The following is a 24,589-nucleotide window of genomic DNA, read 5'->3' on the forward strand; positions in this document are numbered from 1 at the left end:
GTTCGTGAGGGAAATTTTGAGGATTCCCTTACTCCATGGGCATGATGCCTGCTGCTCTCAGATCAGAAAGCGAGTAATCGCGGGAGGCGCCGGACTTGAAGTTCCCGTTTGTCATCTCTTCCTGGTACTGTTCCTCTCCGGCAGAAACAGCCTCCTCGAATGAAGCGGAGCCGGTCATCGTGGTCTCAAGGCAGGTGATCGCCTTCTCCCCGGGCATCGTGTCATAGCAGACAAATGCATGGGTCGGCAGGATGATGAGGTGGGGGTTCATGCCGATGGATTCCAGTGCGGAGGCGTACAGGACTGTACCGTCAACACAGTTGGCCGAATTTGCGGCAATGGCGTCTTTTGGCAGCCGGACACGCTGGGGATTGTCGCCCCCGGTCCCAAAGGCAATCGGCGAGTTGATGTAGGTGATCCGGTAATCGTTCTTGAGCGCGTTGAACACGGCCTTCACCTGGGCGTTCGAGTAATCGGCCCATTCCTGCTCCGAGCAGCTCTCCCCGCACTGGTATCCCGCAATCGACTTATCCGGGTGGTATTCAGCCGCCTTGCGCATCAGCGGATCGATCACGGCAGCATGCGGGGTCACCCATGCGGCAATGTATTCCGACATGTCGTACTCTTCATCCCCGTCTTTCACTTCCCAGACCATCGTATCTTTCGGGAAGACCTTCACGGGATATGTCTGTTCATCGATGCGTGTTCCGTCTGCAAGGCTGACCTTGTAATGGAGCGAGGCTGTTCTTACCTCTGCAGGGATCGCGCCGGTGCGGAGTGTCGGTGTCTGGCCGACCGTGATGTTCCCGTACGCCGGGACTTCCACGGTGTTGACTGCCTTGTCGGTGAACCCCGGGACCTCCGATTCCACGACCACCGTCCGTGCAGTGCCCGTGGGGTTGATGAGATCGAAATCGATGTAGGTAACGCCACGGTTGGCGAACTGGAGATAGGTCGAGGGCAGGATGGAATCCATTGCTGCGATATCGACACTGATGCCGGCATGACCGGCTCCTGCGGCACTCCCGGTGCCCGGCGATACGGTGTCCGTTGTGTCTTCTGTGCAGCCGGCAAGCAGGATGAGGATTGCGATGAACCCTGAAAACAGGAGTGAAGTTCGAATTCGCATAGGTTTTTTTGTTGTAACGGGATTCGATAAAAAGGTTCGCGCAGGCAGGGAAAAAAGGGAGGAACTATCCGGAGGAGGGGATGCCCCCGGCAACGGGAGCGTCACTTATTGATGTGCACGACTTTTGCGGGCGGGAACCCGTTGAAGTACGTGGACGAAGCATGCGAGTATGCCCCGATATTCTCGGAATAGACAAAGTCACCGATGTCGAGGTCCGGCAGTTCCGCGGAGAGCGTGATGGTGTCAAAGGCATCGCAGGTGGGCCCGAACACCGCGGAGATTTGCGTCTCGCCTTTCCTGAAGGCCAGCACCGGGTAATTGATGTGGTCGAAGACCTGCCCCGAATAGGTGTGGTACACCCCGTCGTTGATGTAATAGCAGGGCTTGCCGTCCCGGACCGCTTTCCCGACCACTTTTGCCACGACCGTGCAGGCATTAGCAACCAAAAACCTTCCCGGCTCGGCCAGGATCTGCATGTCTTTTGGGAAGAGCCGCTTTATCTCGGCATTCAGTTTCCGGGCAAGCGTCCGGATCGACCGGATACCCGGATGGTACTTTACCGGGAAACCGCCACCGATATCGAGGATGCGGATCTTTCTTTCGGTCCGGTCCTCGACTTCCCTTATGATGCTTGCCGCAATCTGGAGCGCCTGCATGTAGTTCTCGAAGTTCGTGCACTGGCTCCCGACATGGAAACTCAGTCCTTCCACGACAAGACCGTTATCGAATGCCTCGATGATCAGGTCCACCGCTTCGCCCGGGTGGGCCCCGAACTTGCTGGAGAGTTCCACCATGGAGCCGGTATTCGGCACACGGATGCGCAGGACAAGCCCGGCATGCGGAGCATGGTCGCGGATCTTCAGGATCTCGTGGTGGTTGTCGAACGTGACAAGGGGCTTGTACTTGTCAAGCGCCTTTAATGTCTCGATGGGCTTGATGGTGTTTGCGTAGATGATCTTGTCCCAGATAAACTCCTGCTGCTCTTTTTTTGGCAGGTGTTTGAAGTTTTCGTACACGATCATGAACTCGGGCATTGAGGCCACGTCGAAACTGCACCCGATATCGTACAGGGTTTTCACGATCTCGGGATTGGAGTTGGCCTTGACAGCAAAATAGACCTGCACATCGGGAAGGTGCTTTCGGAATTCCCGGTAATTTTCCCGGAGTTTCTCATGGTCAATCACAAAAATGGGGGATCCGTGCTGAGCCGCAAGGTCCAGCAGGAATTTCTTTTTCACATGACCGATATGAGGAACCGGAAGGGGAGCATCGCCTTCCGGTTTTTTCTTCCGCTTCTTCTTGGTATCAACCGCGACTTTTGTCATTATATGATTGATTTACTGTACAAATAAGAAGTTTTTGAATTGCCAGATATCTTCGCGGTCGTAATCGTTCTCCGGGTTCTCCTTGAAGAAGACCACGCGGTTCTTGAGCGGGGTCCAGTCGGAAGGCATGGACCGGAACTCGCCAAGGTACGGCTTTGCGATCTCCAGTACGAAATCGTGCGGGAGATCGTCCGGGAGGCAGAACCCTTCCCGCGGGTGCTTGATCATCCACATGACAGCGCTGACAACCCCGAGCGCGACCTGGATGGTTGTCGCGTTCTGCCCGGGAGCGAGTTTCTTTGCTTCATTGATCGGGAGGATACTCCCCGTCCACCAGGACTTGTAGGGATGGCCCATCAAAAGGGCGCCCAGGATATCGGCACCAGTGACGATCTCGCGGTCGCTCATGATCCGGAGCTTGGGCTGGAGAACGTAGTTCCGGGCGCGGAGCTCGTGGATGGATGCGATGGTGGCGTCGCAGGGCATGTACGCGTAATGGACCGTTGGGCGGTAGATTGCCTTGCCGTCCTTCCAGACCGTCCAGCGGTCAGAGATACCGAATGCTTCCCCATGCCGGATCACCATGCCGATGATCTCCTGGTTCGGGATCCAGGACCGTACCCACGTATTGAGCCCCATCTTCGGGATGAGGATACCGTTCTTGGGGCCGACAGGCGGCACGATGGCAAGCGGGGGCAGGGTCTTCTCGTGCGTGCCCCAGCCGATCTCTGCCGGGGCAACACCTTCCTCGCGGAGTCCCTCGATGCACCAGGTGCCGACAAACTCCCCCACTTTCTTGGGGGTCCGGGAGATCTGGGTGTCGTGCTCGGAGCAGTGGATCACTTTCACGCCGACTTCCATCGCCAGTTCCCCGAACTTCTGCTCCGTTATCAGCTGCTGGATCCTTGTCGGGTCCTCGGCGATCTTATCAGCAATCATCCGGTGGGCAATATCGACAAGTCCCTGTTTCGCGAAGTGGGAGATGAGCCCGGGATTTGCGCCATGGTCGACAACGCAGGTGGGGGCGTCATCCCAGTCCTTGGTCAGTTCCATGAGCCGCATCTGCCGGAAGTACAGTGTCTTCTCATAGGGGCTTGCGGTTTCAATACCTGAGTCCGGGTCCCACGCCTCGACCGAGGTGTTGACGTACAGGACCTCGTGGTCATGGCACCATTGGGCAAGATCGCAGCTGTCGATGTTCCAGGCCTCGTCGATCAGGAGCCCGCCGGGGGAGAGGTATTCTCCGAGGATCCCGGCAAGGTTATCCTGTGTGACCTTCTTCTTTACAAAGCGCAGCCCGCCGGCCGTCCATGCCTTGAGGTCGGCGGACTTGTCCTTGAAATCCATGATGGTGATCTGCTCAAGTGGGATGGTTACATGCCGGAGCAGGATCGGGAGCATACATTTGCAGACAGCGCCATATCCGATGATCAAGACCTTGTTTTTGAATTCCATTCTCTCCTCCTGCAGATCCCGTAAGGCCTGCACAAGTCTATAGGGCGTGAGTTGTATTAAACACGACGAAAATCTGTGATTTTCTGGTGGTGCGGGCAGGGCCGGCGGCCTTTCCAGGCAGATCTCCCGATCTTGGCCCCCCCGCCCGGAACGAAATCCTCTTATCCTGCCCGGCCAACTGTTCCGTCAGGAAGTGCGGCATGGGTGCAAAAGAGGAGATGGACCTGCTCCTGTCCCGGGAGGCCCTGGTGACAACGGTGGGGACGATCAAACCATATGCTCTTGCCCTTCTTGTTTTCACCGGGCTCCTCCTTGAGCTGGTGGTCCATTACCAGCTGAAGATCTCCATTGCATACACGCATTTCTTCTACCTGATCATCGCCATTGCCGGCCTGTGGTACGGGAAAAAAGCGATCCCGCTCGCCCTCTTTTTTGGCGGGCTCCAGATTGCAGTCAGCTGGATGATCACCGGATCGGTCACGCCCGATTCCCTTGTCCGTGCCGCGATGTTCTTTATTGTCGCGTACATCATCGGGTACATTGCCGATACCCTGAACAATTTCTACGCCATGGTCAGGGCGCAGAACCAGAACCTCCTGGACGTGAACGAACGGCTGGCTGCGTCCGAGCACGCCTTCCAGACAGCTAACCGGAAACTGAACCTCCTCTCCAGTGTCACGCGGCACGACATCCGGAATCAGCTCTCCGCTCTCCTCTCGTACCTGGAACTCTCCCGCATGCAGGTTACCGATCCTGCCGCAATAGCGCGGATCGAGAAGGAACAGACAGCGGCCCATGCAATCGAACGGCAGCTCGATTTCATGAAGACCTACGAGGAGATCGGCGTAGTTGCCCCGCAATGGCAGGATATCCGCACTGTCGGGGAGCGCCTCCGGGCCCGCCTACCGCAGAATGAGGTGAGTCTTTCCCTTCCTGCCATGGGGATCGAGGTGTATGCCGATCCTCTGCTGGAGAAGGTCTTCGAGAACCTTCTCGACAACTCGCTCCGTCACGGCGAGCGGGTGAAGCAGATAACGATCTCCACCCGGCCGGGCAAAGATGGCGGGCTTTTTCTGGTGTACGTGGATGACGGCGTGGGAATCCGGAACGAGGACAAGGAACGGGTCTTTGTGAAAGGATTTGGGAAGAACACCGGCCTTGGCATGTTCCTCTCCCGGGAGATCCTTGCCATCACCGATCTCGCGATCATCGAGAACGGGGTCTTTGGAAATGGAGTCCGGTTCGAGATCCGTGTCCCTGAAGGAAAACACCGGACCGCTGCCACGGGTGCGTGAAGACAGATCATTGGGATGCCGGCAGAGTGTCTGCTCACCACGGGATTCCTGCGCCGGATTCCTGATCTGTTGTCCGCCTTCCCGAACCGGCATCCGGTCACAATGATGTATTTATTGTGGTGGAGAACATACATATCAGGAGTCACAATCACCACATTAGTGGTTTTTTACGGGGTGGCGTATCTTGGCAGACAAAAATGCACCAATGGACCAGCGCGAACTGATGACCCTCCAGAATTATCTGCAGGAGTACGGGCAGCAGGCTGAACTTTTTGTCCAGCAGCTGCAGATGCTGGAGAACGGGAGGATGGAGGCGCATGCTGCCATCGAAGCACTCGAAGGAATGCTCGCCTCGGAAGACGGAACTGTCCTCCTCCAGATTGGCGGCGGGGCAAGTGTCCGCGCAAAAGTCGTGGAACCCGAGAAGGTCCTCCTCGCAATCGGGTCCGAGGTTGTCGTGGAACGCTCCAACAAGGATGCTGTTGAGTTCTTAAAAGAGCGGATCATGGAGATGGAAGCCTCGCAGAAGAAGGTTGCCGAGACGCTCGACCGGCTCCGGGCCCAGATGAACGAGATCAACAAACGGATCGAGGCCGGCTACCAGCAGGCCATGGCTGCGGGCCAGACCCCGGGCTGATAGCGGAGAATATCCACCCATGTTCGGCGGACTGCGGGAGAAGCTGAAAGCGGCACGCGAACGGCTTGGTGGCAGTATCAACGCCGCCGCAGCCCGGGCTGAACCCGGGGGAGAGATAACCCCCGCCGATACAGCGAAACCTCCCATACCCGCACCAAAACCGGATGCAGTGCCCGGCACAGCCGCTGCACCTGCGTCGGAACCTTCTGTCCCGACCTTTGTCCAGAAGATGAAGACGCTTATCATCGACCGCGAACTGATAGTCTCGGAAAAAGATCTCGACGATGCGCTCTCCGAGCTGGAACTCACCCTCCTTGAAAGCGACGTGGCCCTCCCGGCAACCGATGCTATCATCAGCAGCGTTGAGAAGAACCTTGTCGGCAGGCACCGCAAGATCGGTGAATCGGTCGACCACCTCGTTGTCCATGCGCTGAAAGCCGCCTTACTGGACGTGCTCGGGCAGGGGTTCGATCTCAAGGCGTATATCGCGAAGCACGAGCGCCCCGTGAAAATCCTGTTCACCGGCGTGAACGGCACCGGTAAGACCACGACCGTGGCAAAGATCGGGTCCTGGCTCCGGAAGGAGGGCTTCACGGTGGTCATCGGCGCAGGCGACACCTACCGTGCCGGGGCAATCGAGCAGATCGCCGTCCATGCCGAGCGCCTCGGCATCCGGGTCATTCAGCACCAGGAAGGCGCCGACCCTTCCGCGGTGCTGTTCGATACCGTGGAGTATGCAAAAGCGCACAAGATCGATGTGGTCCTTGCGGACACCGCCGGGCGCTTCCACAACAAGGCAAACCTGATGAGTCAGCTCGAGAAGATCAAACGCGTCATGAAACCCGATCTTGTCGTGTACGTTGACGAAGCGGTGGCCGGCAATGATGCCGTGACCCGTGCCTTCGAGTTCGACCGGACGGTCGGGGCAGATGCCGTTGTCCTCACCAAGGCAGACATGGACTCCCGGGGCGGGGCGGCGATCTCCATTGCCCACACCATCGGCAAGCCGCTGATGTTCCTCGGGGTCGGGCAGGCCTATGACGACATCATGCCCTTCGAGCCGGCAACGGTTGTTGAAGAGCTGCTGGAAGGGGGTGCGTGATGCTCGACAACCTCTCCTCTTCGTTAAAGGATGCCCTCAAGAAACTGGCCGGCAAGACCGTTGTCGACCGGGCAGCAGTCGACGATTTGGTAAAAGACCTCCAGCGGGCGCTCATCTCCTCTGATGTCAACGTCAAGCTCGTCATGGAGCTCAGCAAGGCGATCCGCACCCGGTCCCTTGAAGAGGAGCCACCCAAGGGCATGAACGTCCGCGAGCATGTGCTCCGCATCGTGTACCAGGAGCTGGTCCGCCTTGTCTGGGCTTCGACCGAGGTCAAACTCGAACCCCAGACCATCCTGATGGCCGGCCTGCAGGGGAGCGGCAAGACCACGACCACGGCGAAGCTCGCCCGCTACTTCCAGAAGAAGGGGATGAAAGTCGGGGTCATCTGCGCCGACACGTTCCGGCCCGGCGCCTTCGACCAGATCTCCACGCTCTGTACCAAGATCAATGTGCCCTGCTTCGGCAACCCGCAGGAGAAGGACGCCCTGAAGATCACCCGCGAGGGCCTTGCAGCCTTGAAAGAGCAGGAACTGATCATCGTCGATACCCAGGGCCGGCATGCCCTTGAGGCAGAATTGATCAAGGAGATCATCGACCTCAATGTGCTGACCAAGGCAACCCACCGCTGGCTCGTCATCGATGCGGCGCTCGGCCAGCAGGCCAGCGAACAGGCGAAGCGGTTCCACGAGGCGATCGGGATCGACGGCGTCATCATCACCAAGATGGACGGCACCGCAAAAGGCGGTGGCGCCATGTCGGCCGTTGCCGAGACCAAGAGCGGGATTGCGTTCATCGGTTCGGGGGAGACCATCGAGGATCTCGAACGGTTCGATCCCGACGGGTTCATCTCCCGCCTGCTCGGCATGGGGGACTTAAAGGCTCTCGTGGAGCGGGCGAATGAGGCGATCAACCCCGAGGACGTTGACGTCAACGCGATGATGAAGGGGAAGTTCACCCTCCGCGACATGTACAAACAGCTTGAGGCCCTCAACAAGATGGGCCCCTTAAAGCAGATCATGGGGATGCTCCCGCTCGGGAACATGCAGCTGCCCGAGGGCGTGTACGATGTCACGAGCACCAAGATGGTCCGGTACCGCATCATCATGGACTCGATGACTGCTGCTGAACTCGACGAACCCTCGCTCATCAACAGTTCCCGCATGCAGCGGATCGCCCACGGGGCCGGTGCAACGCCTGACGAGGTCCGGGAACTGATCAAGTACTACAAGATGATGCAGCGGACCTTAAAGGGCCTGCGGGGCGGGCAGGGCGGCGGCAAGTTCAACATGCAGCGCCTGATGAAACGCTTCTCCGGGATGCAGTGAGATACCAACCGATGACTGCGTTTGCAATTCTCGGGCATCTTGCCCGTACGGACGGGAGTTTTTCAATCAACGACCTGCCGGGCAGCGGGGGCCGGATGGACGTGCTCTGCCGGTGCGTGAACGCATCGCTTTTCCTCTCCCATGACCTGCGGCGGGATGTGGACTGCTATCTTGTCCTGCTGGGACCGCCATCGGGACCTAAGACGATAAAATTCTCGGGATCCGCCGTGCGGTCGCTCTCGCCGGATGAGCGGAGTGCTGCCGCCCTGATCAAGAAGGTGATCGATGTCCCTTGCGGCAGCGAATTCCGCGAGGTGGCGGACGGGGTCTCTATCCGGAAAAGGGGCCTCGAACGCCTTCTTTCGGAGATGCCGTTTGCCGTGCTCGATGAGACCGGGGAGGATGTCCGGAAGGCAAAGGACCTGCCGGGAGCGTTCCTCCTCTCCGATCACCTGAACTTCACGGACGCGGAGAATGCTCTCCTCGGTAGCAACCCGCGATATTCCGTGGGGCCGAAGTGCCTGCATGCCGATCATACGATAACCGTATTGCACAACGAACTGGACAGGAGGATGAGCGGATGGGAATGAACGAACAGGTGAAAGCGATCCTCGCGTACGGGGAGACGTGCGACCACTGCCTCGGGCGGTTCTTCGGGAAACGCTCGCACGGGCTCTCGAACGATGAACGGGGACGGGGCCTGAAGATCGCCCTTGCCCTTGAGGAGAACCAGCCGTACAAAAAGTTTGCCGGTACCTGCTGGGTCTGCGGGAACTTCTTCGATGATGTGCCGCTCTGGGCGGACCGCGTTATCTACGCAACGAAGGACATCGAGTTCTCGACGTTCCTTGCCGGTTGCCGGGTCCCGCCCATGATTGCCGAGAACGAGGAGATGGTCTGGAGCGATCTCTCGCTTGCGGAGCCCGAACCCTTCAAGTCCGAGGTGAACCGGGAGGTCGGGAAGGCCGTATCGGCACGGACCGGCAAGGTCGTTGACTTCAAAAAGCCCGAGGTTGTCACCATTCTCGATCCTGCAACCGGTGGCGTGGAGGTCCAGATCAACTCAGTCTTTTTCTATGGGAGATACCAGAAGTTCGAGCGGGGCATCCCCCAGACGCACTGGGACTGCCGTGCCTGCAAGGGGGCAGGCTGCGAGAAGTGTAACTTTACCGGTGCCCAGTATCTCGACTCGGTCGAGGAACTGATCGGGCGGCCCGTGATCGAGATGTTCAACGCGGAGAATGCGATCCTCCACGGCGCGGGTCGCGAGGACATCGATGCCCGCATGGTCGGGACAGGGCGGCCCTTCATCCTTGAAGTAGTATCGCCAAGGAAGCGTTCCATCGACCTTGCGGAACTGGAAAAAACCATCAACAGCACTGCGGGCGGCAGGATCTCCGTTGCGATCAGGCGCTGGGCTGACCGTGCGGAGGTGGAAACCCTTAAATCAAACAAAGCGCATAAAAAATACAGGATCCTGGTCGAGGTTGACGGCGAAATAGCGGCGGATGAGTTCGCAAAAGCCGTAAAAACCCTGGAGGGCGTCACAATATACCAGCGCACGCCTGAACGGGTTGCTCACCGCCGGGCCGACAAGGTCCGCGAGAGAACAGTCCTCGGAATCGAGTGTGTAGGGGAGCAGGACGGCAAGTTTATTGTCGAAGTCCTGGGCGAAGCCGGCCTCTACATAAAAGAACTCGTGTCCGGGGACTCCGGGCGAACCCGTCCGAGTCTTGCCGAGATCCTGAAACGAAGCGCTCGCGTCACCAGCCTCGACGTTACGCAGGTGGAAGGAGCACAGGAGGGAGAATAAACCATGGCACATCACAATGGTCCAAGGAAGAAGACACGGTATAAGTACAAGAAAGAGTTAAGAAAGCGCGGACTGCCGCCGGTAACCTCGGTTATCCAGCGGTTCGAGATCGGCGACCGTGTCCACGTTGTTGTCGAGCCGAGCGTCCAGAAGGGGATGCCCCACCGCCGCTTCCACGGAAAGACCGGCACCGTCATCGGCCAGCGCGGCCGTGCATGGATGCTTACCATCCGCGATGGCGACGCCGAAAAGACCGTCATTGCAAGACCACAACATCTAAAAGCGCAGAAGTAAATTCACTGTCAGGTGATTGGCATGAAAGTAAAGGGTATTATTAGCGAAGAGAAGGTCACGCTCCCCGAGATGCGCAGCGTCCTCTTACGGGTAGAGTCCGAGAGGCTGGCCGCCGAGAAGGAGATGTCCTACGAGTTCAGGCGCAGTATCGAGCATGCCAATCAGCTCTCCAAGACGGATCCCGAGAAATCCCGCGATCTGGTCTCTGAACTCATCAAGATGGAGAAGATGAAGCCCGAGATCGCGTACCGGATTGCCAATATCATGCCCAAGACCCGTGATGAGGTCCGGGCGATCTTCGCGAAAGAGCGGTTCACCTTATCTCCCGAAGAGATCGATTCCATCATCGAACTGGTCATCACACATTACTGAGGTGTTGATCATGAAGGCGGAGAAGAAAGAGGTCAACGCGATAGTGCTGGATGTCCTGCTAAAAGGCCACCCGGATGACCCGCGTCCCCCGTTCAAGCGGGAACCGATCGTCCAGGCCATGGGCCTTGAGCAGTTCAAGCTGCTAGAGCTTGTGCCAAAGCCGGGTGTCCGGATCGAACTGCACGACAAAGTCTACATAGGCGATGCCGAGCGCGACAAGGTCGAACGCGTCAAGCGCCGGATCGGGTACGAGGAGCTGACCCAGACGGCAAAGGGCGAGCTCCCGTTCATCATCGAGAAGATCGTAAAGGAGCGTGAGCCCGATTTTGTCACGTTTTTTAACAAGGCAATCTCGATAACGCCCAAACTCCACATGCTCCACCTCCTCCCGGGCATCGGCAAGAAGCTGATGTGGGAGATTCTGGAGTCCCGGAACCGGAAGCCGTTCGAGAGTTTCGCCGACATCTCCGCACGGATCAAGGCGATCCCCCACCCGGCAAAAATGGTCCAGGCACGGATCCTTGAGGAACTCCAGGACAAGGATACCAAGTACCACCTGTTCACCACGAAATGAAAGCGCAGCACGACCAGCACTTCCTCATCGACCCGAATGCGGTGAACCGCATCGCGGACCTGACAGAGGTGCAGGACAAAAAGGTGCTCGAGATCGGGCCGGGCAACGGGGCGCTGACCCGTGCCCTGCTCGACCGGGAAGCCTTCGTGCATGCGATCGAGCTGGACACCCGTCTCGTGGAACAGCTTACCGATACGTTTTCTCGCGAGATCGCATCCGGCCAGCTCGTGCTCCAGCACGGCGATGCCACCCGGTGCACCTTCCCCCCATTCGAGATCACGGTCTCAAACCTTCCCTACTCCGCCTCATCCAAGATCACGTTCCGGCTGCTGGAACAGAACTTCGAGGTCGGCGTCCTGATGTACCAGGCAGAGTTTGCAGACCGGATGGTGGCAAAGGCGGGGACAAAGGACTGCGGGCGGCTCTCGATCATGGTCCAGACCTACGCCGCAGTACAGCAGTGTTTCCGGCTCCCGCCGCAATGCTTCTCACCCCGGCCCCAGGTACATTCCGCGGTCGTGAAGATCTTCCCCCGCGAGCCGATCTTTTTCATCAATGACCGGCGCCTGTACGCCGATGTTGTCCGGGCGCTCTTCTCGCACCGGAGAAAGACCGTGAGAAACTGCCTGAAGGGATCGGCCGGCACCATGCTGGGCGCCGGGTGGGTGAAGCGTGTGCTCTCGACCCTGCCGGAAGAGATCCTGGCAAGCCGCCCTGAGGCATTGTATCTCGAGGACTTTGCCACCATCGCAAACATCCCGTGACGCTGGCCGAACGGTTTTTGCCCATGCCCCGCTGAATACTTCTTTTGGGATTGCCATGAAATGGAGAGGCTGGGAGATGGTATCGCTCGAAGCTGCTGACCCGGCGGTCCCTTACGGCAAACTGGCAGTTGAAGCGATCGCCCCTGTCATCGTCTCGGCAAGCCGCTCCACGGATATCCCGGCATTCTATGGCGACTGGTTCCTGAACCGGCTGAAGGATGGATACGTTCGGTGGAAGAGCCCGTTTGGCGGAAAACCGGTCTTTGTATCGTTTGCCCGGGCACGGCTCTTTGTGTTCTGGTCCAAGAACCCCGCGCCCTTCTTTCCCTACTTGGATACGCTCGACCGCCTCGGGTACGGGTACTATTTTCTCTACAGCTTAAACGACTACGATAAGGAACACCTTGAGCCGAACGTGCCGCCGCTCGTTGAGCGGATTGAAACGTTCATCCGCCTCTCCCGCCGGATCGGGCCGGGGAAGGTCGTGTGGCGGTTCGACCCCCTCATCCTTACGGAAACCATCACGGTAAGCGATCTGCTGGACCGGGTGGAATGCATTGGCGACCAGATCGCCCCGTTCACGAAACGGCTGGTCTTCAGTTTCGTGGACATTGAGAAATATACGAAAGTCCGGCGGAACCTGGATGCAGCCGGGTGCCGGGGCGCCCGCGAGTTCACGGACGCGGAAGTTGCCGAGTTCTGCGAGGGTCTCCGGCGCCTAAACGAGCGGTGGGGGCTTTCCCTTTCCGCCTGTGCCGAGGGGCGCGATCTCTCGCAGTACGGCATTGGCCGGGGGCAGTGCATCAGCTGCGACCTGATGACAACGGAGTTTGCTCACGACAAGGAACTGACGGCGTTCCTCAGGCCGGAAGACCAGCAGACACTTGAGGGGTCCTCACCCGATCCCTCGCGACGGCTGAAGGATCCCGGCCAGCGGAACACCTGCCGTTGTGTTGTCTCGAAGGATATCGGGCAGTACTCCACCTGCATGCATCTCTGTGGATACTGTTATGCCAATACGTCTGCCGCGGCCGTTCGCCGGCATTACTCACGGTATCTTGCAGACCGCGAACACGGGATGTTCCACGATACGATTGTCGGGTAATGTAACGGGCCGTTAGAAATTCCGCATTACCTTTATCGCACAGAACTTCCCGCACATCGTGCACTCCGTCTCCTCCCCGCAGAACTGCCGTGCCCTCTCCGGGTCCATAGCACACCGGATCTGTGCTTCCCGGTCGAGTGCGGCCCGGAGGACCGCTACTTCCGCATCCTCATTCTCCCTCCCCTGCTTGACGGTATCACCGACATGGGCGGCTATCCTGAATGCGATGAGCCCCTCTTTTACCGCTTGCGGGTCCGGAAGACCGAGGTGTTCTGCCGGGGTGATGTAACAGAGATAATCCGCCCCCGCCGCACTCGCGGTGCTGGCCCCGATGGCACCGGCAATATGGTCGTATCCTGCTGCAATATCCGTTGGCAGGGGCCCGGCAACAAAGAGCGGGAACGGGGAACGCTTCTTATACGAGCGGATGATGGGAGCAATCCTGTCGTTGCGGATATGTCCGCCTGCGCCCTCGATGATCACCTGGACTCCTGCGGCAAGGGCCCGGTGGGCAAGTGCACAATTCTGACGGATCTCGGCCTGCTGGAATGCGTCCGGGCGATCGTGGATACAGCCGCTCCGTGCCGTGTTGCCAAGCGACAGGACAATGTCATGCTTCCGGCAGATTGAGAGGACTTCATCGAAGTGCTCGACAAACGGGTTTTCGCAGTCGTGAGTGAGCATGAAGGCGCTCGTGATCGACCCGCCTTTGGAGACCATCCCGAGAACCCGTTTCTTTTTCTTGAAAACCCCGAGCATTTTCCGTGTCACGCAGTGGACGACAACCGAGCTGATCCCCTGTCCTGCCTGTCGTTTGAGGGTGGTAAGGATATCTTCTGCCGTCATGTTCTCGAGGCCGCATTCGACAACTGCCTGGTAGACCGGCACGGTAGTTACCGGGAGCGTGGTACACGCAAGGATCTCTTGGCGGATGGCGTCGATATCGCCTCCCATCGAGAGGTCGCTGATGGTGTCAGCACCGAACGTTTCGGCGATCTCCGCTTTCCTGAGCTCATCGCTGACGGAAACCTTTCCTGAGGATGTTCCCAGGTTGACATTGATCTTCGTGCGCAGACCGGTTCCAATGCCCGTGCAGCGATTTTTGCGCTGCATGATAACCACACTCCCCGCGGCTATCCGCCGGAGGAGTTCGTTTGGATCGACACCCCCCTCTGTGGCAACGGTCTTCATCGGGGGGGTCAGTCTCTCTTCGCGGGCAGAATCAACCAGGGTCTTCATTCCTTTTACAGCGCTCCGTGCAGGTATCCTTGGCGCTCCCGCCATATGGATAGTTACCATCCGCATCCGGTCTGGTGCACTGTAATCCACCGGCATGAAAAGCCATTTTACCGACCAATAAACTACCGGCAGGTTTATGAAAGCCGGATCGCGCAGCATATCGTGTCAGGCGTCAATCCGGCAATGTATCGGGGCCGGATTTCGTTGTGCGATCCGGATTGCGATCCTTTTTCCCTCTTCCGGTCTCCATCCCATCCCTTTTTTTCAGATACCGGCCAACCATTCCTTACTGTATGGACTACGACTCCTCGCAAGTGTACCAGCCCGAAGCCGACACGTATCTCCTGCTCGATGCCGCACGGGGCGAAGTGAGGCCCGGCGACCGGGTGCTGGAGGTCGGGACCGGATCGGGACTGATCGCAGCCGCGATGCGGAAGGGTGCCCGCACCATTGCCACCGACATCAATCCCCACGCGGCAATCGCTGCGCAGAAGGCCGGCGTGGATGTCATCCGCTGCAACCTCCTCGACCCGATCCGGGGAAAATTCGATCTCGTTCTTTTCAATCCCCCGTACCTTCCCACCGAACCCCATGAGCGGATCGATGACTGGCTGGAGTATGCCCTTGACGGAGGGAAGACCGGGAGGGCGACCCTTGAGCGGTTTGCCGCGGACGTCAAGCGGGTGCTGGCGCCCGGTGGCAGGATCCTTATCCTCATCTCGTCGCTTACCGGGCCAGGGGAAGTGAAGGAACTCTTTGCTACGCACGGGTTACAAGCGGAGCTTATCCGCGAGGAACGGGTGGAGGACGAGATCCTCCTTGTCCTCCGGTTTACACGATGAGGTGTGCTTCACACGATCAGCCGCTTCCGCATCAGGTTTATCGAGATGAGGCAGGTGATGGCAGTGATAACTGCGATCCATGCAAGGTGAAGAAAGAGCATCCACGAGAGTGATGGCAGCGTCAGCATCCGCATGATGGCGACAAGGTGCGTGAGCGGCAGCACGGCAAGCGCGAAGTACTGGAGGAACGCCGGCATCAGCGTGAGCGGGAAGAACGTGCCCGAGAAGAGCGCCATGGGCGTGATGAAGAGGAACGACGGGTAATTGAGCGTGTCGATACCGGGTGTCACGGACGTGAAGCACATCGCGATACCGGCAAACATCAGGCCTCCGAGGAACGCAAGCGGAATGGTGAGCACGGCGAGGGGCAGGGAGACGACACCGAACACCGCGAGCACCGGCAGCATGATGAGCACATAGATGACGCTCCGGGTCGCCCCCCACAACAGTTCGCCCGCGATCACGTCCTCGATCGAGAGCGGGGTCGCGATCATGGCATCGAACGTCTTCTGGTAGTACATGCGGACAAAGGAGCCGAAGGTGCATTCGAAGAACGCCGAGTTCATCACCGCGATAGCAAGGATGGCCGGGGCAATGAAGTTGATGTACGGGATGCCGTCGATCTGCTGGACGTAGGTGCCGATGCCGATCCCGATGGCAAAGAGGTAGAGGAGCGCCTCGACAAGCGGGGGAAAGAAGTTCACCTGCAAGGTCCGGATAAAGACCACGAGGTTCCGGTACCAGACGATTCCGGCACGGCGGGTTACGTTTGGGATCGAGAAGATGTGCGGCATGATCACTCCCGCAAGTTCCTCCCGGTCAGTTTCAGGAACACGTCTTCGAGCGTTGCCGGCCTTGTGATCATCCGCTCCGGCCGGCAGCGTTCGAGAATGGTCCTCGCGACTTCGCGTGCGGTCTCAGATGTCGCAGCCACCTGGACCATGTCGCCGGTCTTCTCGAAGGGGACCCCGAGTTCGCTGAGGCAGGTGACGACATCGTCGCTTCCCTCCACTTCCACGATCTCGTGGCCGGCATGGTCACGGACAAGGTCCGCGGGCGCCCCTTCCACCAGGATCTTTCCGTTGTCCATGATGACCAGCCGGTCGCAGAGCCGTGCGGCTTCGTCAAGGTAATGCGTGGTCATCACGATGGTGTTTCCTTTCGCCTGCAGGCTCCGGAGTTTCTCCCAGATCAGGTGACGGGCCTGCGGGTCAAGGCCGATGGTCGGCTCGTCCAGGACGAGCAGGTCGGGACGGTTCACGAGTGCCCGGGCAAGGATGAGCCGGCGCTTCATCCCCCCGGACAATTTGTCCACCGAAACGTCCCGCTTCTCGGTGAGCTGGACGAACTCCAGCAGTTCCTCAGCCCGTTGTGTTGCCTCGTCTTTCGTGATGTCAAAGTACAGTGCATAGTAATAGAGATTCCCAAAGCAGGTGAAGTCCGGGTCGAGGTTGGTCTCCTGTGGGACAACGCCGAGGCTCTGCTTGATCTCCGCGGGTTTGTCATCGGGATCCATTCCGAGGATCGTGAGGGATCCGGAAGAACGGGGCGAGACACAGGTGATCATCTTCATGGTCGTGGTCTTACCCGCCCCGTTCGGGCCCAGGAACCCGAAGATCTCCCCTTGTTTTACGGTGAACCGGATGCCGTCGACTGCAACCGTGCCGTTATAGTTCTTCTTCAGGTCATGGGCCTCGATGATTGCCGTCATCAGCGATCTTCCGTGCTGTGGATCTCTGTTCCGCGTACTACAAAATGCTCGTGTTTGGGACAAAGAGACCAGAAGCAAAAAAGAAGATGAAAGGGATTGGATGAGCGTTACGGGAGTGGCTCCGGCTTAACAAAGACAATGCCAACGATCAGCACCGCAAGGAGGGCCACGGTCCCCATCAGGGTGAAGGGATCCACGGTGTCGACATTGTAGATCAGTACGTGCCGGACAACCCCGGTCAGGCCTGCGATGAGGAGGGCCCTAACCTCGACATGCTTGGTTTTGAAATAGACCGTCACGGTCTCGAAGAGGACGATGATGGTGATGGTCAGGAGGAGTGCATAGATGACGCTGACAAGCCCGTTGGCAAAGTCGCGGGATACCACCATCTGCAGGATCAACTGGACTGCATCCCAGACCGAGAAGACGGCAATGATCGTTAAGAGGATTGCCACGATCATGTACAGGATCATGGGCACGAGCGAGAAGAAGTTGATCAGGTATTCCATTACCGGCGAGTTCTTTTCCATGCAGTAACCCCGATTAAGTCGTTAACCTAGTGTGGCATGGCGAAGATAAAAAAGGTGCGGGGAGGAGGATTTACCTGCGGAGGCGGCGGAGTGCGTCTTCTGCTGCTTCGCGGACTTCGGAGAACGGGTCGTCTTTCAATGCGGTGAGCGTTGCAACGGCCTGCCGGTTGCCCAGCTTCCCGAGGATCATGGCAGCGCCGATCCGTATCTCCCGTTCAGGGTCCCGGAGAAGGGGGATGACGAGCGGTGCTGACCCGGGATCGCGGATCCTTCCCAGTGCCTCAAGGATAGCGGCCCGGACTGCCGGTTCATCGTCCTGAAGGGCCCGTGCAAGCGGGGGGACCGCAGCCGCATCACCCCTTCGGCCGAGCGCGAGAGCAGCCTCAGTGCGGACTTCCGGGTGAGGATCGTCAAGGGCGGCGGCAAGGGCTGTGAGAGCCCGGTCGTCACCGGAGCTTCCAAGGGCCTTTGCCGAAGCCTTCCGCTTTGCAATGCTGCCGTTCTGCAGGTCGGAGAGAAGCGTGATGATCTCGGCCATGGAAGTGGGAGGGTCAGTGTTCGCAGGAGCCGCCGGATTCGTACACGGAGATTACGTTCTGTGCCACATCGGGAGAGATGGTGTCGCGGATATAGTGGACAAGCGCCTCGACATCCTCTACCGGCATGCAGCCGAGGCTCTCTTCGCCGTTCCGGATCAGGTCCGTGAGGTAGGTGAGCTCCTCTTTGTCGAGCCGGCTGATGCGCCGGAGAAAATCCTCAGTGTCCTCGGCGAAATGGTTGGAGATCGGGGGGAGGATGGAGTGGAACATGTGGCCGGATCCCGAGCAGGTCAGGTCGCCGCATTCGGGTGCGAGTTTCTTTAAGATCGCGATGTCCTTGTCGTCAAGTTCGCGTGGCATGATGGTTGTACCCGATCAGTGTTTTACGGGCTTTGGAATAAACGTGCGGGAAGGGCACCGGTCGCTGTCGCGGTCAGGGGGGACCGGGCCGTTGATGCGGCACTCGCCCGCGTCTTTTACCTTCGGGAGATAACTGATGCAGTCGGCACAGGTTGGCATATGCTCTCCTATGGACTTCCTGTGCAATGATTCTTGCGAAAAAGGTTTTAGAAATATTTGCCCAGCCACTTTTTGATACCGGCAAAGAAGCCACCGGAACTCTTGGAGCCGGACCCCTTCTTCTGCGACCGGGGTTCCATGGTCTGCATGGGTTTTGCAATGGTGCGCTTGACCGGGGGCGAGCGGGGTTCCGGGATATCCTGGAGCATGCCCTGCGGCTCATCGGCAACGGGCTCAAAACCCCACGCGAACCCGATCTTGTATGCCCGCTCGTTCTGGCGGATCCAGTTTGCTGCCGCCATGTAACCGCGGTCTTCCGCCTTCTTGATGGTGTCCTCGTGGTCTGATGTAAAGTGGATCTCGCGCTGGAGTGCAATGATCTCCTCATAGGCTTTTCCGGGAACCTGGATCTTCTCCCTGCTCATAACTTCTCGTATAGGGATATGCCGGGACGCGCTATTTAATGGTTCCTCTGTAAACCGGGGAATTTACAGGTATTCTGCGCGTTAATTGTAATCCGGATTGTACGGAGATGCCGGAATCGCCATCGCACAATGTTGATATGTCCGCTGGTCTATTGTAGAGCATAGCGTTGGAGGGAAAACTTTTGGGAAAAGTGATCTATGAAGGGGACGATTTCAAGCGGATGCCCCGTGCAGACCTGCTTGCGGTCGAGCGGCTGGTGAAGAGCGGCAAGCTGGGGATCTTTGAAGTGAAATACAAGGAGACGAAGTTCAAGATCGAGATCAAGAAGAAGGGCATGGATACGGTGGTGAAACGGTTCCGGGCGATGTGATCGGGATCAATCAGACCTTGACGAAAATTTTTCATGCAGGCTTTGATTGAAAACCCTGTATAAGGTTTCTTCGACTTAAAAAATGCCAGTTCAGCGCCGCTTCCGTCGGTACCGTCGATCCCCTGCCAGAGGGGGACTGGTGTCTCCCGGCGTTCTCCGGATGCCTGTCCGCAGGCTAAAACCCGTTATGCCCTCTTTTCGGCCAAAAGAATGTGGCAAAAATTTACCTCTCCTCTCCGGCGTAAAAACGGGTTCTGTGCCCGGATTATTCCCTCATTTTCCGGAATGTCGAATGCTGAAAGCATGAGACATGAGAAGACGAAGTCTTCGAATTATTCCCTCCTGGTCCGGAAAAGGAGGGAATCGGAGCCCGTAACAGGCCCGGATTGGCGCATGTCTGAAATGGGGGTGTGCTATGATGTGCGACAGGTCATTGGGCCTGGTGGTGGAGAAGAAATCCTCAGTCTTTGGGGAAAATTTTCCATCGGACCCTGCTTCAAAAACAATAATCGCGATCGTGATCGCGATGGAAAACCTGATCCGGATCAACCCGACCCTGCATGAAAAAAAATGAGCAGACTTTGGCTGCGAAAAGCGAAGCTCATGCAACTGATACGATGCCAGACGCGCAAAACGCCTCGCGGGCTCTTCGAAGAATTGTTCTGCAATTCTTCTCGTGTCTCGACTCTGATGAGTCTCGACATTGCGCTACGCACTTACCTGTACGCGAACATGCGTACGGGCCGTTGCCCAGCGTGGGATCGGCAGACCCCCAAGCGACTCCCCGCATTGCGGGGTGGGGGAGGAATCACATCTACTGGTGCACGTGCTCCTGCCAGAAAAATTCACAAAAGGAGTGCTGCTATGGAGCTACCTTTTAGCTGGTTAGAATCCGCTTCATTCCAGCTTTTTTTCATGAAATCAACCCCAAATTGGGATGATCTCTCTTTACGCGCGATACCCTGATAAGACTTTTGAAAGGGCGGAAATTTCTGGAAATTTTGAAGTTGGGTTATAGATGATAAATGACCGTATTTCGTCGCATCTCAAGTAAATTTTCTGAGTTAGTTTTTTGCATATCTTGTGAATTTCTAAATTTTTTCTGCAATAACAATTTACTTGGGATCGGGGTAGACAACGAATTAGTCTATACTAGACTAAATTGCTAAAATTTTGACGTTTTTTTGTATCATACATTCCGACGTGAGAAATACGGAGAGATACGGACAACTATCCAATGCAAAAACAAATGCAGTTTTCTCTTGATTTATCCTTTTTTGGAGTGTCTGGAAATTGCTCATATACTATCTGGGAAATCTTGTGTCTCACAAAAACAGAAAAATGAGACACAACAGCATCTTGTGTATCACTGGTGAGACACAAGACTTCTTTGTGTCTCACGCTGGTATGATTCTGATACGCAACGGTCCCGGGAAATTACCAGCTGCTGCTCTCGGTGATCGCGATCAGCCGCGAGAAGCGGTAAATCGTCGGGCTCTTCCCCTTCCCTTCCCGGCTTACCGTGAGAATATCCGCTTCGGTCAGTCCCTTCAGGACCCGGTGGGCGCTCGGTTTGGGAATTTTTGATTCCGCGATAAAATCAGCGCTCTTGAAGATCGGGCGCGAGAAGAGCGTATCGATTGCCTGGACCGTATATTGGGAGTGCGTTGCCTCAGGAACCTCTTTTTTCATCTTCTCGTAGAGTTCGATGATCGCCGTTGCCTTCTGGTTATTCTCGGTGGCCTGCTCGATAAGCGCCTGTAGAAAGAATCCTATCCAGCCGTTCCAGTTGTTGTCACGGGAGACTGAAAGCAGATGGTCGTAGTATTCATCCCGGTGGGCCTCAAGGTACGCGCTGATGTAGAACATCGGCGTTGACAGGATCTTTTTATTGTAGAGGATGATGGGTACCAGCATCCGCCCGATTCTTCCGTTCCCGTCGCGGAACGGGTGGATGAGCTCGAACTGCGCTTTCAGTACCGCAAGCTGCACCAGCGGATCCCGCTCTTCGCTGTGCAGATAGTTCTCCCAGTTCGTGAGGGCATCCGGCACAAGGTTCGGCGGCGGGGGGATGAACGTGGCCCGTTCGATGGGGGTACCGTAGGGAGCGATATAATTCTGGATGCGGCGAATCTCTCCGGGTTCCCGGTCCCGTCCGCGGACGCTGGCTAGAAGGATACGGTGAAGGTCGCGGATCATGTTCGTGCAGATCGGCCGCCTTCCCAAATCCTCGACAGCGGCCCGCATCGCCGTCCGGTAATTGATGATCTCCTGAATGTCCAGCCGCTTCTCCGGTGTGATCTTGTGCGCTTGGTCCGCTTCGAACTGTAGTACCTCTTCGAGGGATGCCTGAGTACCTTCTATCCGTGACGAGAGGACCGCTTCACGTATTGTGAGCGGGGATAGAAGGATCTCGGGATTGATAATGCCTTGGAGCAAGCCATCATATCGGGCAAGGGCCGCGTTCGCTTTCCCGATGCGGGGGATGTGTGCCATCCAGTCAATGTCATCAAGCGGGAGGATTCGGGGCGTGTACGGCTCCATTTCTGGTTCAGTATAGTGTCCCGGAGAATATTAGGTTTGGCAGGGGGATTCTAACCAGAATAGAAGATGCTGCTATGGGGATTCGAACCCCAGTCGCGAGCGTGAGAGGCTCGCATGATTGGCCGGACTACACTATAGCAGCAAGTTGCCCTCTAGTGTGGGCGATGAGGCTACTTATACTTTATTCCCCTGCACGCACGGTGCGCTTCGGCGAGGGTTTTCATATCCCGATATGGCCGGACTACAATCAACTATATCTCCGTCCTGCAGCGATTACTATAGGCAATGAGTAGTCTTGAGGATGAGATCAAACAGCTCGAAGACGAGTTAATCAAGACGCCCTACAACAAGGCTACTTCCAAGCATATCGGGCGGGTCAAGGCCAAGATAGCCAAGCTCAAGGACGAGGCCGTGAACCGGGCCATGAAGGCCGGCGGTGGCGGGGAAGGCTACCAGGTCAAGAAGTCCGGCGATGCAACGGCAGTCCTTGTGGGGTTTCCGTCAACCGGTAAAAGTACACTCCTCAACAAGCTGACCGGCACGGAGAGTGCGGTCGGGGCGTATGCGTTCACCACGCTCACGGTCGTGCCCGGGGCTCTCGAATACAAAGGGGCGAAGATCCAGCTCCTCGATATCCCGGGGCTTATCGCGGGCGCAGCAATGGGCAAAGGCCGGGGTAAGGAGGTCATCGCGGTCGTCAGGAACGCGGACATCATCATCATTCTTGTGGATGTCTTCAACGAGGCGCACTTCGATGTCCTGCTCCGGGAACTCTACGATGCCGGCATCCGGATCAATGTCCCGAAGCCTGACATTACGATCAAGAAATCTGCCCATGGCGGTATCCGGCTCAATGCGGTCGGGACGCTCGACCTCGACATTGAGGAGGTCCGGTCCATTCTTGCCGAGTCCAAGATGATGAACGCCGACATCCTGATCCGCGGGAATGCCACGCAGGACGACCTCATCGACGCCGTGCAGGGCAACCGCGTATACATCCCCGCATTCATCGCCGTCAACAAGGTCGACCTCGTGGACAAGGAACGGTACCTGGAGATCGAGCACGATATCGGGGAGCGGTTCGGCAGCCCGCCCATCATGATCTCCGCGTACGGCGGTTACCACCTGGAAGAACTCAAGGACGCGATCTACGACTGCCTCGGGTTCATCCGCCTGTATCTCAAGCCGCATGGCGGGGAAGCGGACATGGAAGAGCCGCTCATCATCCGCAAGGGAAGCACGGTCGAGGACGTCTGCAACAAGCTCCACCGGGAGTTCGTCCAGAAGTTCCGGTATGCCCGGATCTGGGGCAAGTCGGTCAAGCATCCCGGGCAGCGGGTCGGCCTCACCCACAGGCTCCTGGACAGCGACCTGCTCAGCATCATCGTCGAGCACTGACTTTTTTTACACCGTTTTGTTTGTGTGGTCTCCCCGTACCGCATCATAGATCACGGAGAGCGGGGCCGTGGTCTTGATCCCGTACCCGCAGAAGTGCGTACGGCTGGCCGGGTAACCTGCATCAGTAAGGCGCCCGAGGACAACGTTGATATCCGGCGGGGAGCAGCGCAGCCGTTTTGCAATCTCGTGGTAATCGTAAAAGCTCGAGGTCGGCAGTTCCTCACGGCTGGTAGCCAGGAGTTTCTGGATATCTTTTTTTGTCCCCAGGTCAGCGGTACCCGCCGCATCGATTAGCCGGGACACGATCTCATCCTTCGCGATCTTCCCGAGCCAGAGCGGCCCGATAGGATGGAGTGGCTCCCCGCAGTGCGGGCAGGTACGGGACACGGAATGGAGTCCCGGCTGCTCTTCGCGGTACGGGCATTTTTTGCACTGGTGGATGAACCCGATATGCGAGAGAGTCGCGTCCGCTGCCTTCGGCCCGCGGAGGATCCGGAGGTGGAGACGGGTGAAGTGCTCGCGGGCATAGCAGAAGAGCGGCTCGATCCCCCGGTCGTACTTCACGGTCTCCCGCACGACAAACCCGAGGAGGATCCGGAGCCCCACCTCGCTGTGGTACTCCGTGTTCATCGGCTCGGCCCCGTACCGGCGGATCCCGGCCTTCAGGTGGGCCCCGCAGAGCGGTGCGGTATCCGTTGCGGTCACAAAGAGGAACCTCCGGCAGCCCCGGATCGCTGCATCGATCACCCAGGCCGGCGTGCCGAACGGGTCGAGGTCCACGGCATCGAATGACCGTTCCGAGAGCAGCGCATTCATGTCCCGCTCTATGACCTCGATGGGAGTCCCGGATCGTTCAGTGTTCCGGCGGATCAGTTCGATCGCCTTCGGGTCCCGGTCTGCGATGGCAACGGGAATCCCGCATTCGGTTGCCACCCGGAGGCCCCGGATGCCGGTGGCTCCCATGGCATCGAGGTATTCGTCAGGTTCGAGGAGCAGGAGGAGGAGCACAGTGATATCCCGGTTCAGTTCCATCCGGCGGTTGAAGAAGATCGGGGCGGAGCCGGGTGGAAACTGGGTTGTGTCGTCCTGGACCGGGATCAAAATCGTTGTTTTTCCTTCCGTCGCCTCCGTCAGATCCATGTGCCGGAGATGTTACAGCGCGCAAAACTTATACATATTCCCCCGCAATGGATATGGGCAGGGCGAGTGGCTTAGCCCGGACATAGCGTCAGCCTCCTAAGCTGAACGCCGGGGGTTCAAATCCCCCCTCGCCCGTAT

Annotated in this window: 28 protein-coding genes and 2 tRNA genes; 16 read left to right on the forward strand and 14 right to left on the reverse strand. The window is 57.8% G+C overall.

Translation table 11 applies throughout. The features are described from left to right. Positions 1–28: 28 nt before the first annotated feature. The 3 genes from METFOR_RS05495 to METFOR_RS05505 all read right to left on the reverse strand — a co-directional run bounded on the left by METFOR_RS05495 (position 29) and on the right by METFOR_RS05505 (position 3,909). Positions 29–1,129, reverse strand: a complete 1,101-nt coding sequence (locus tag METFOR_RS05495) for a hypothetical protein (RefSeq protein WP_015285115.1) — start codon at positions 1,127–1,129, stop codon at positions 29–31. 101 nt (positions 1,130–1,230) lie between these two features. Continuing rightward, complete coding sequence (locus METFOR_RS05500) at positions 1,231–2,454, reverse strand: type III PLP-dependent enzyme (protein WP_015285116.1); 1,224 nt, start codon at positions 2,452–2,454, stop codon at positions 1,231–1,233. Between the two features lie 12 nt (positions 2,455–2,466). Continuing rightward, the gene (locus METFOR_RS05505; protein ID WP_015285117.1) at positions 2,467–3,909 is read right to left on the reverse strand and encodes a saccharopine dehydrogenase NADP-binding domain-containing protein; all 1,443 of its coding nucleotides are present in this window, start codon (positions 3,907–3,909) and stop codon (positions 2,467–2,469) included. Positions 3,910–4,109: 200 nt separating this feature from the next. On the opposite strand from METFOR_RS05505, the gene METFOR_RS05510 reads away from it, so the two are divergent. The 11 genes from METFOR_RS05510 (at position 4,110) to METFOR_RS05560 (ending at position 13,193) form a co-directional block, all read left to right on the forward strand. After that, positions 4,110–5,204, forward strand: coding sequence for a sensor histidine kinase (locus METFOR_RS05510; RefSeq protein WP_015285118.1), 1,095 nt, complete (start codon positions 4,110–4,112; stop codon positions 5,202–5,204). Between the two features lie 184 nt (positions 5,205–5,388). Further along, positions 5,389–5,841 carry a prefoldin subunit alpha gene (gene pfdA, locus METFOR_RS05515; RefSeq protein WP_233504457.1) on the forward strand — a complete coding sequence of 151 codons (453 nt, stop codon included), beginning with the start codon at positions 5,389–5,391 and terminating at the stop codon, positions 5,839–5,841. A gap of 19 nt (positions 5,842–5,860) precedes the next feature. Next, the gene (gene ftsY, locus METFOR_RS05520) at positions 5,861–6,943 is read left to right on the forward strand and encodes a signal recognition particle-docking protein FtsY (protein WP_015285120.1); all 1,083 of its coding nucleotides are present in this window, start codon (positions 5,861–5,863) and stop codon (positions 6,941–6,943) included. Then, the gene (locus METFOR_RS05525) at positions 6,943–8,271 is read left to right on the forward strand and encodes a signal recognition particle protein Srp54 (RefSeq protein ID WP_015285121.1); all 1,329 of its coding nucleotides are present in this window, start codon (positions 6,943–6,945) and stop codon (positions 8,269–8,271) included. The genes ftsY and METFOR_RS05525 overlap by 1 nt, the downstream gene beginning before the upstream one ends. 11 nt (positions 8,272–8,282) lie before the next feature. Then, a complete protein-coding gene (gene trmY / locus METFOR_RS05530) occupies positions 8,283–8,861 on the forward strand; it encodes a tRNA (pseudouridine(54)-N(1))-methyltransferase TrmY (protein WP_015285122.1) in 579 nt (192 codons plus the stop codon). Continuing rightward, entirely contained in the window at positions 8,852–10,084 is a 1,233-nt protein-coding gene (locus METFOR_RS05535) for a tRNA pseudouridine(54/55) synthase Pus10 (RefSeq protein ID WP_015285123.1), read from the forward strand. Before trmY ends, METFOR_RS05535 begins: the two co-directional genes overlap by 10 nt. A 3-nt stretch (positions 10,085–10,087) precedes the next feature. Then, positions 10,088–10,378, forward strand: coding sequence for a 50S ribosomal protein L21e (locus METFOR_RS05540; protein WP_015285124.1), 291 nt, complete (start codon positions 10,088–10,090; stop codon positions 10,376–10,378). Between the two features lie 21 nt (positions 10,379–10,399). Further along, positions 10,400–10,750: an RNA polymerase Rpb4 family protein gene (locus tag METFOR_RS05545; RefSeq protein WP_015285125.1), complete on the forward strand. Its 351-nt coding sequence runs from the start codon at positions 10,400–10,402 to the stop codon at positions 10,748–10,750. Between the two features lie 10 nt (positions 10,751–10,760). Continuing rightward, positions 10,761–11,324 carry a DUF655 domain-containing protein gene (locus METFOR_RS05550; RefSeq protein WP_015285126.1) on the forward strand — a complete coding sequence of 188 codons (564 nt, stop codon included), beginning with the start codon at positions 10,761–10,763 and terminating at the stop codon, positions 11,322–11,324. Beyond that, positions 11,321–12,088: a 16S rRNA (adenine(1518)-N(6)/adenine(1519)-N(6))-dimethyltransferase RsmA gene (rsmA, locus tag METFOR_RS05555; protein ID WP_015285127.1), complete on the forward strand. Its 768-nt coding sequence runs from the start codon at positions 11,321–11,323 to the stop codon at positions 12,086–12,088. Before METFOR_RS05550 ends, rsmA begins: the two co-directional genes overlap by 4 nt. 76 nt (positions 12,089–12,164) lie before the next feature. Further along, a complete protein-coding gene (locus tag METFOR_RS05560) occupies positions 12,165–13,193 on the forward strand; it encodes a DUF1848 domain-containing protein (RefSeq protein ID WP_015285128.1) in 1,029 nt (342 codons plus the stop codon). A gap of 12 nt (positions 13,194–13,205) precedes the next feature. Here the strand turns inward: METFOR_RS05560 and thiC are convergent, their stop codons facing one another. Further along, complete coding sequence (gene thiC, locus METFOR_RS05565) at positions 13,206–14,528, reverse strand: phosphomethylpyrimidine synthase ThiC (RefSeq protein ID WP_233504458.1); 1,323 nt, start codon at positions 14,526–14,528, stop codon at positions 13,206–13,208. Positions 14,529–14,725: 197 nt separating this feature from the next. On the opposite strand from thiC, the gene METFOR_RS05570 reads away from it, so the two are divergent. Next, entirely contained in the window at positions 14,726–15,274 is a 549-nt protein-coding gene (locus tag METFOR_RS05570; protein WP_015285130.1) for a HemK2/MTQ2 family protein methyltransferase, read from the forward strand. A gap of 8 nt (positions 15,275–15,282) precedes the next feature. On the opposite strand, the gene METFOR_RS05575 is transcribed toward METFOR_RS05570, so the two are convergent. The 7 genes from METFOR_RS05575 to METFOR_RS05600 form a co-directional block, all read right to left on the reverse strand. Next, the gene (locus tag METFOR_RS05575) at positions 15,283–16,068 is read right to left on the reverse strand and encodes an ABC transporter permease (protein WP_015285131.1); all 786 of its coding nucleotides are present in this window, start codon (positions 16,066–16,068) and stop codon (positions 15,283–15,285) included. 2 nt (positions 16,069–16,070) lie between these two features. Beyond that, positions 16,071–16,985 (reverse strand): ABC transporter ATP-binding protein, encoded by a 915-nt coding sequence (locus tag METFOR_RS05580; protein ID WP_015285132.1) that lies wholly within the window; start codon positions 16,983–16,985, stop codon positions 16,071–16,073. A 107-nt stretch (positions 16,986–17,092) separates the two neighbouring features. Continuing rightward, on the reverse strand, positions 17,093–17,515 hold the full coding sequence (locus METFOR_RS05585) for a phosphate-starvation-inducible PsiE family protein (RefSeq protein WP_015285133.1): 423 nt from the start codon (positions 17,513–17,515) through the stop codon (positions 17,093–17,095). Positions 17,516–17,585: 70 nt separating this feature from the next. Then, a complete protein-coding gene (locus tag METFOR_RS05590; RefSeq protein ID WP_015285134.1) occupies positions 17,586–18,053 on the reverse strand; it encodes a HEAT repeat domain-containing protein in 468 nt (155 codons plus the stop codon). A gap of 13 nt (positions 18,054–18,066) precedes the next feature. Then, entirely contained in the window at positions 18,067–18,414 is a 348-nt protein-coding gene (locus tag METFOR_RS05595; protein WP_015285135.1) for a hypothetical protein, read from the reverse strand. Between the two features lie 15 nt (positions 18,415–18,429). Continuing rightward, positions 18,430–18,573, reverse strand: coding sequence for a hypothetical protein (locus METFOR_RS15795; RefSeq protein WP_015285136.1), 144 nt, complete (start codon positions 18,571–18,573; stop codon positions 18,430–18,432). 47 nt (positions 18,574–18,620) lie between these two features. Then, on the reverse strand, positions 18,621–18,998 hold the full coding sequence (locus METFOR_RS05600) for a hypothetical protein (protein ID WP_015285137.1): 378 nt from the start codon (positions 18,996–18,998) through the stop codon (positions 18,621–18,623). Between the two features lie 182 nt (positions 18,999–19,180). Between METFOR_RS05600 and METFOR_RS05605 the strand changes: the two genes are divergently transcribed. Beyond that, on the forward strand, positions 19,181–19,369 hold the full coding sequence (locus tag METFOR_RS05605) for a hypothetical protein (protein WP_015285138.1): 189 nt from the start codon (positions 19,181–19,183) through the stop codon (positions 19,367–19,369). A gap of 415 nt (positions 19,370–19,784) precedes the next feature. Next, entirely contained in the window at positions 19,785–19,943 is a 159-nt protein-coding gene (locus METFOR_RS15515; protein WP_015285139.1) for a hypothetical protein, read from the forward strand. A gap of 863 nt (positions 19,944–20,806) precedes the next feature. Here METFOR_RS15515 and METFOR_RS05610 read toward each other — a convergent pair. Beyond that, positions 20,807–21,913: a Fic family protein gene (locus METFOR_RS05610; RefSeq protein ID WP_015285140.1), complete on the reverse strand. Its 1,107-nt coding sequence runs from the start codon at positions 21,911–21,913 to the stop codon at positions 20,807–20,809. 67 nt (positions 21,914–21,980) lie between these two features. Continuing rightward, positions 21,981–22,055, reverse strand: a tRNA-Glu gene (locus METFOR_RS05615). A 143-nt stretch (positions 22,056–22,198) separates the two neighbouring features. On the opposite strand from METFOR_RS05615, the gene METFOR_RS05620 reads away from it, so the two are divergent. Then, positions 22,199–23,311, forward strand: coding sequence for an OBG GTPase family GTP-binding protein (locus METFOR_RS05620; protein ID WP_015285141.1), 1,113 nt, complete (start codon positions 22,199–22,201; stop codon positions 23,309–23,311). A 6-nt stretch (positions 23,312–23,317) separates the two neighbouring features. Here METFOR_RS05620 and METFOR_RS05625 read toward each other — a convergent pair whose 3' ends face one another. Next, a complete protein-coding gene (locus tag METFOR_RS05625; RefSeq protein ID WP_015285142.1) occupies positions 23,318–24,451 on the reverse strand; it encodes a tRNA (guanine(10)-N(2))-dimethyltransferase in 1,134 nt (377 codons plus the stop codon). A 60-nt stretch (positions 24,452–24,511) separates the two neighbouring features. Between METFOR_RS05625 and METFOR_RS05630 the strand changes: the two genes are divergently transcribed. Next, positions 24,512–24,586: transfer RNA gene (locus METFOR_RS05630), tRNA-Arg, on the forward strand. Positions 24,587–24,589 lie beyond the last annotated feature (3 nt).

Source organism: Methanoregula formicica SMSP, from assembly GCF_000327485.1.
Classification (GTDB): Archaea; Halobacteriota; Methanomicrobia; order Methanomicrobiales; family Methanospirillaceae; genus Methanoregula; species Methanoregula formicica.

Coding starts and splice junctions, on each gene's coding strand:
- METFOR_RS05575 (WP_015285131.1), bottom strand. CDS start 16,068: ATGCCGCACATCTTCTCGATCCCAAACGTAACCCGCCGTGCCGGAATC.
- METFOR_RS05610 (WP_015285140.1), bottom strand. CDS start 21,913: ATGGAGCCGTACACGCCCCGAATCCTCCCGCTTGATGACATTGACTGG.
- METFOR_RS05500 (WP_015285116.1), bottom strand. CDS start 2,454: ATGACAAAAGTCGCGGTTGATACCAAGAAGAAGCGGAAGAAAAAACCG.
- METFOR_RS05505 (WP_015285117.1), bottom strand. CDS start 3,909: ATGGAATTCAAAAACAAGGTCTTGATCATCGGATATGGCGCTGTCTGC.
- METFOR_RS05585 (WP_015285133.1), bottom strand. CDS start 17,515: ATGGAAAAGAACTCGCCGGTAATGGAATACCTGATCAACTTCTTCTCG.
- ftsY (WP_015285120.1), top strand. CDS start 5,861: ATGTTCGGCGGACTGCGGGAGAAGCTGAAAGCGGCACGCGAACGGCTT.
- METFOR_RS05570 (WP_015285130.1), top strand. CDS start 14,726: ATGGACTACGACTCCTCGCAAGTGTACCAGCCCGAAGCCGACACGTAT.
- METFOR_RS05550 (WP_015285126.1), top strand. CDS start 10,761: ATGAAGGCGGAGAAGAAAGAGGTCAACGCGATAGTGCTGGATGTCCTG.
- thiC (WP_233504458.1), bottom strand. CDS start 14,528: ATGCCGGTGGATTACAGTGCACCAGACCGGATGCGGATGGTAACTATC.
- METFOR_RS05545 (WP_015285125.1), top strand. CDS start 10,400: ATGAAAGTAAAGGGTATTATTAGCGAAGAGAAGGTCACGCTCCCCGAG.
- METFOR_RS05540 (WP_015285124.1), top strand. CDS start 10,088: ATGGCACATCACAATGGTCCAAGGAAGAAGACACGGTATAAGTACAAG.
- METFOR_RS05580 (WP_015285132.1), bottom strand. CDS start 16,985: ATGACGGCAATCATCGAGGCCCATGACCTGAAGAAGAACTATAACGGC.
- METFOR_RS15515 (WP_015285139.1), top strand. CDS start 19,785: ATGATGTGCGACAGGTCATTGGGCCTGGTGGTGGAGAAGAAATCCTCA.
- METFOR_RS05495 (WP_015285115.1), bottom strand. CDS start 1,129: ATGCGAATTCGAACTTCACTCCTGTTTTCAGGGTTCATCGCAATCCTC.
- METFOR_RS05560 (WP_015285128.1), top strand. CDS start 12,165: ATGGTATCGCTCGAAGCTGCTGACCCGGCGGTCCCTTACGGCAAACTG.
- METFOR_RS05525 (WP_015285121.1), top strand. CDS start 6,943: ATGCTCGACAACCTCTCCTCTTCGTTAAAGGATGCCCTCAAGAAACTG.
- METFOR_RS05620 (WP_015285141.1), top strand. CDS start 22,199: ATGAGTAGTCTTGAGGATGAGATCAAACAGCTCGAAGACGAGTTAATC.
- METFOR_RS05590 (WP_015285134.1), bottom strand. CDS start 18,053: ATGGCCGAGATCATCACGCTTCTCTCCGACCTGCAGAACGGCAGCATT.
- METFOR_RS05535 (WP_015285123.1), top strand. CDS start 8,852: ATGGGAATGAACGAACAGGTGAAAGCGATCCTCGCGTACGGGGAGACG.
- rsmA (WP_015285127.1), top strand. CDS start 11,321: ATGAAAGCGCAGCACGACCAGCACTTCCTCATCGACCCGAATGCGGTG.
- trmY (WP_015285122.1), top strand. CDS start 8,283: ATGACTGCGTTTGCAATTCTCGGGCATCTTGCCCGTACGGACGGGAGT.
- METFOR_RS15795 (WP_015285136.1), bottom strand. CDS start 18,573: ATGCCAACCTGTGCCGACTGCATCAGTTATCTCCCGAAGGTAAAAGAC.
- METFOR_RS05510 (WP_015285118.1), top strand. CDS start 4,110: ATGGGTGCAAAAGAGGAGATGGACCTGCTCCTGTCCCGGGAGGCCCTG.
- METFOR_RS05595 (WP_015285135.1), bottom strand. CDS start 18,414: ATGCCACGCGAACTTGACGACAAGGACATCGCGATCTTAAAGAAACTC.
- METFOR_RS05600 (WP_015285137.1), bottom strand. CDS start 18,998: ATGAGCAGGGAGAAGATCCAGGTTCCCGGAAAAGCCTATGAGGAGATC.
- METFOR_RS05625 (WP_015285142.1), bottom strand. CDS start 24,451: ATGGATCTGACGGAGGCGACGGAAGGAAAAACAACGATTTTGATCCCG.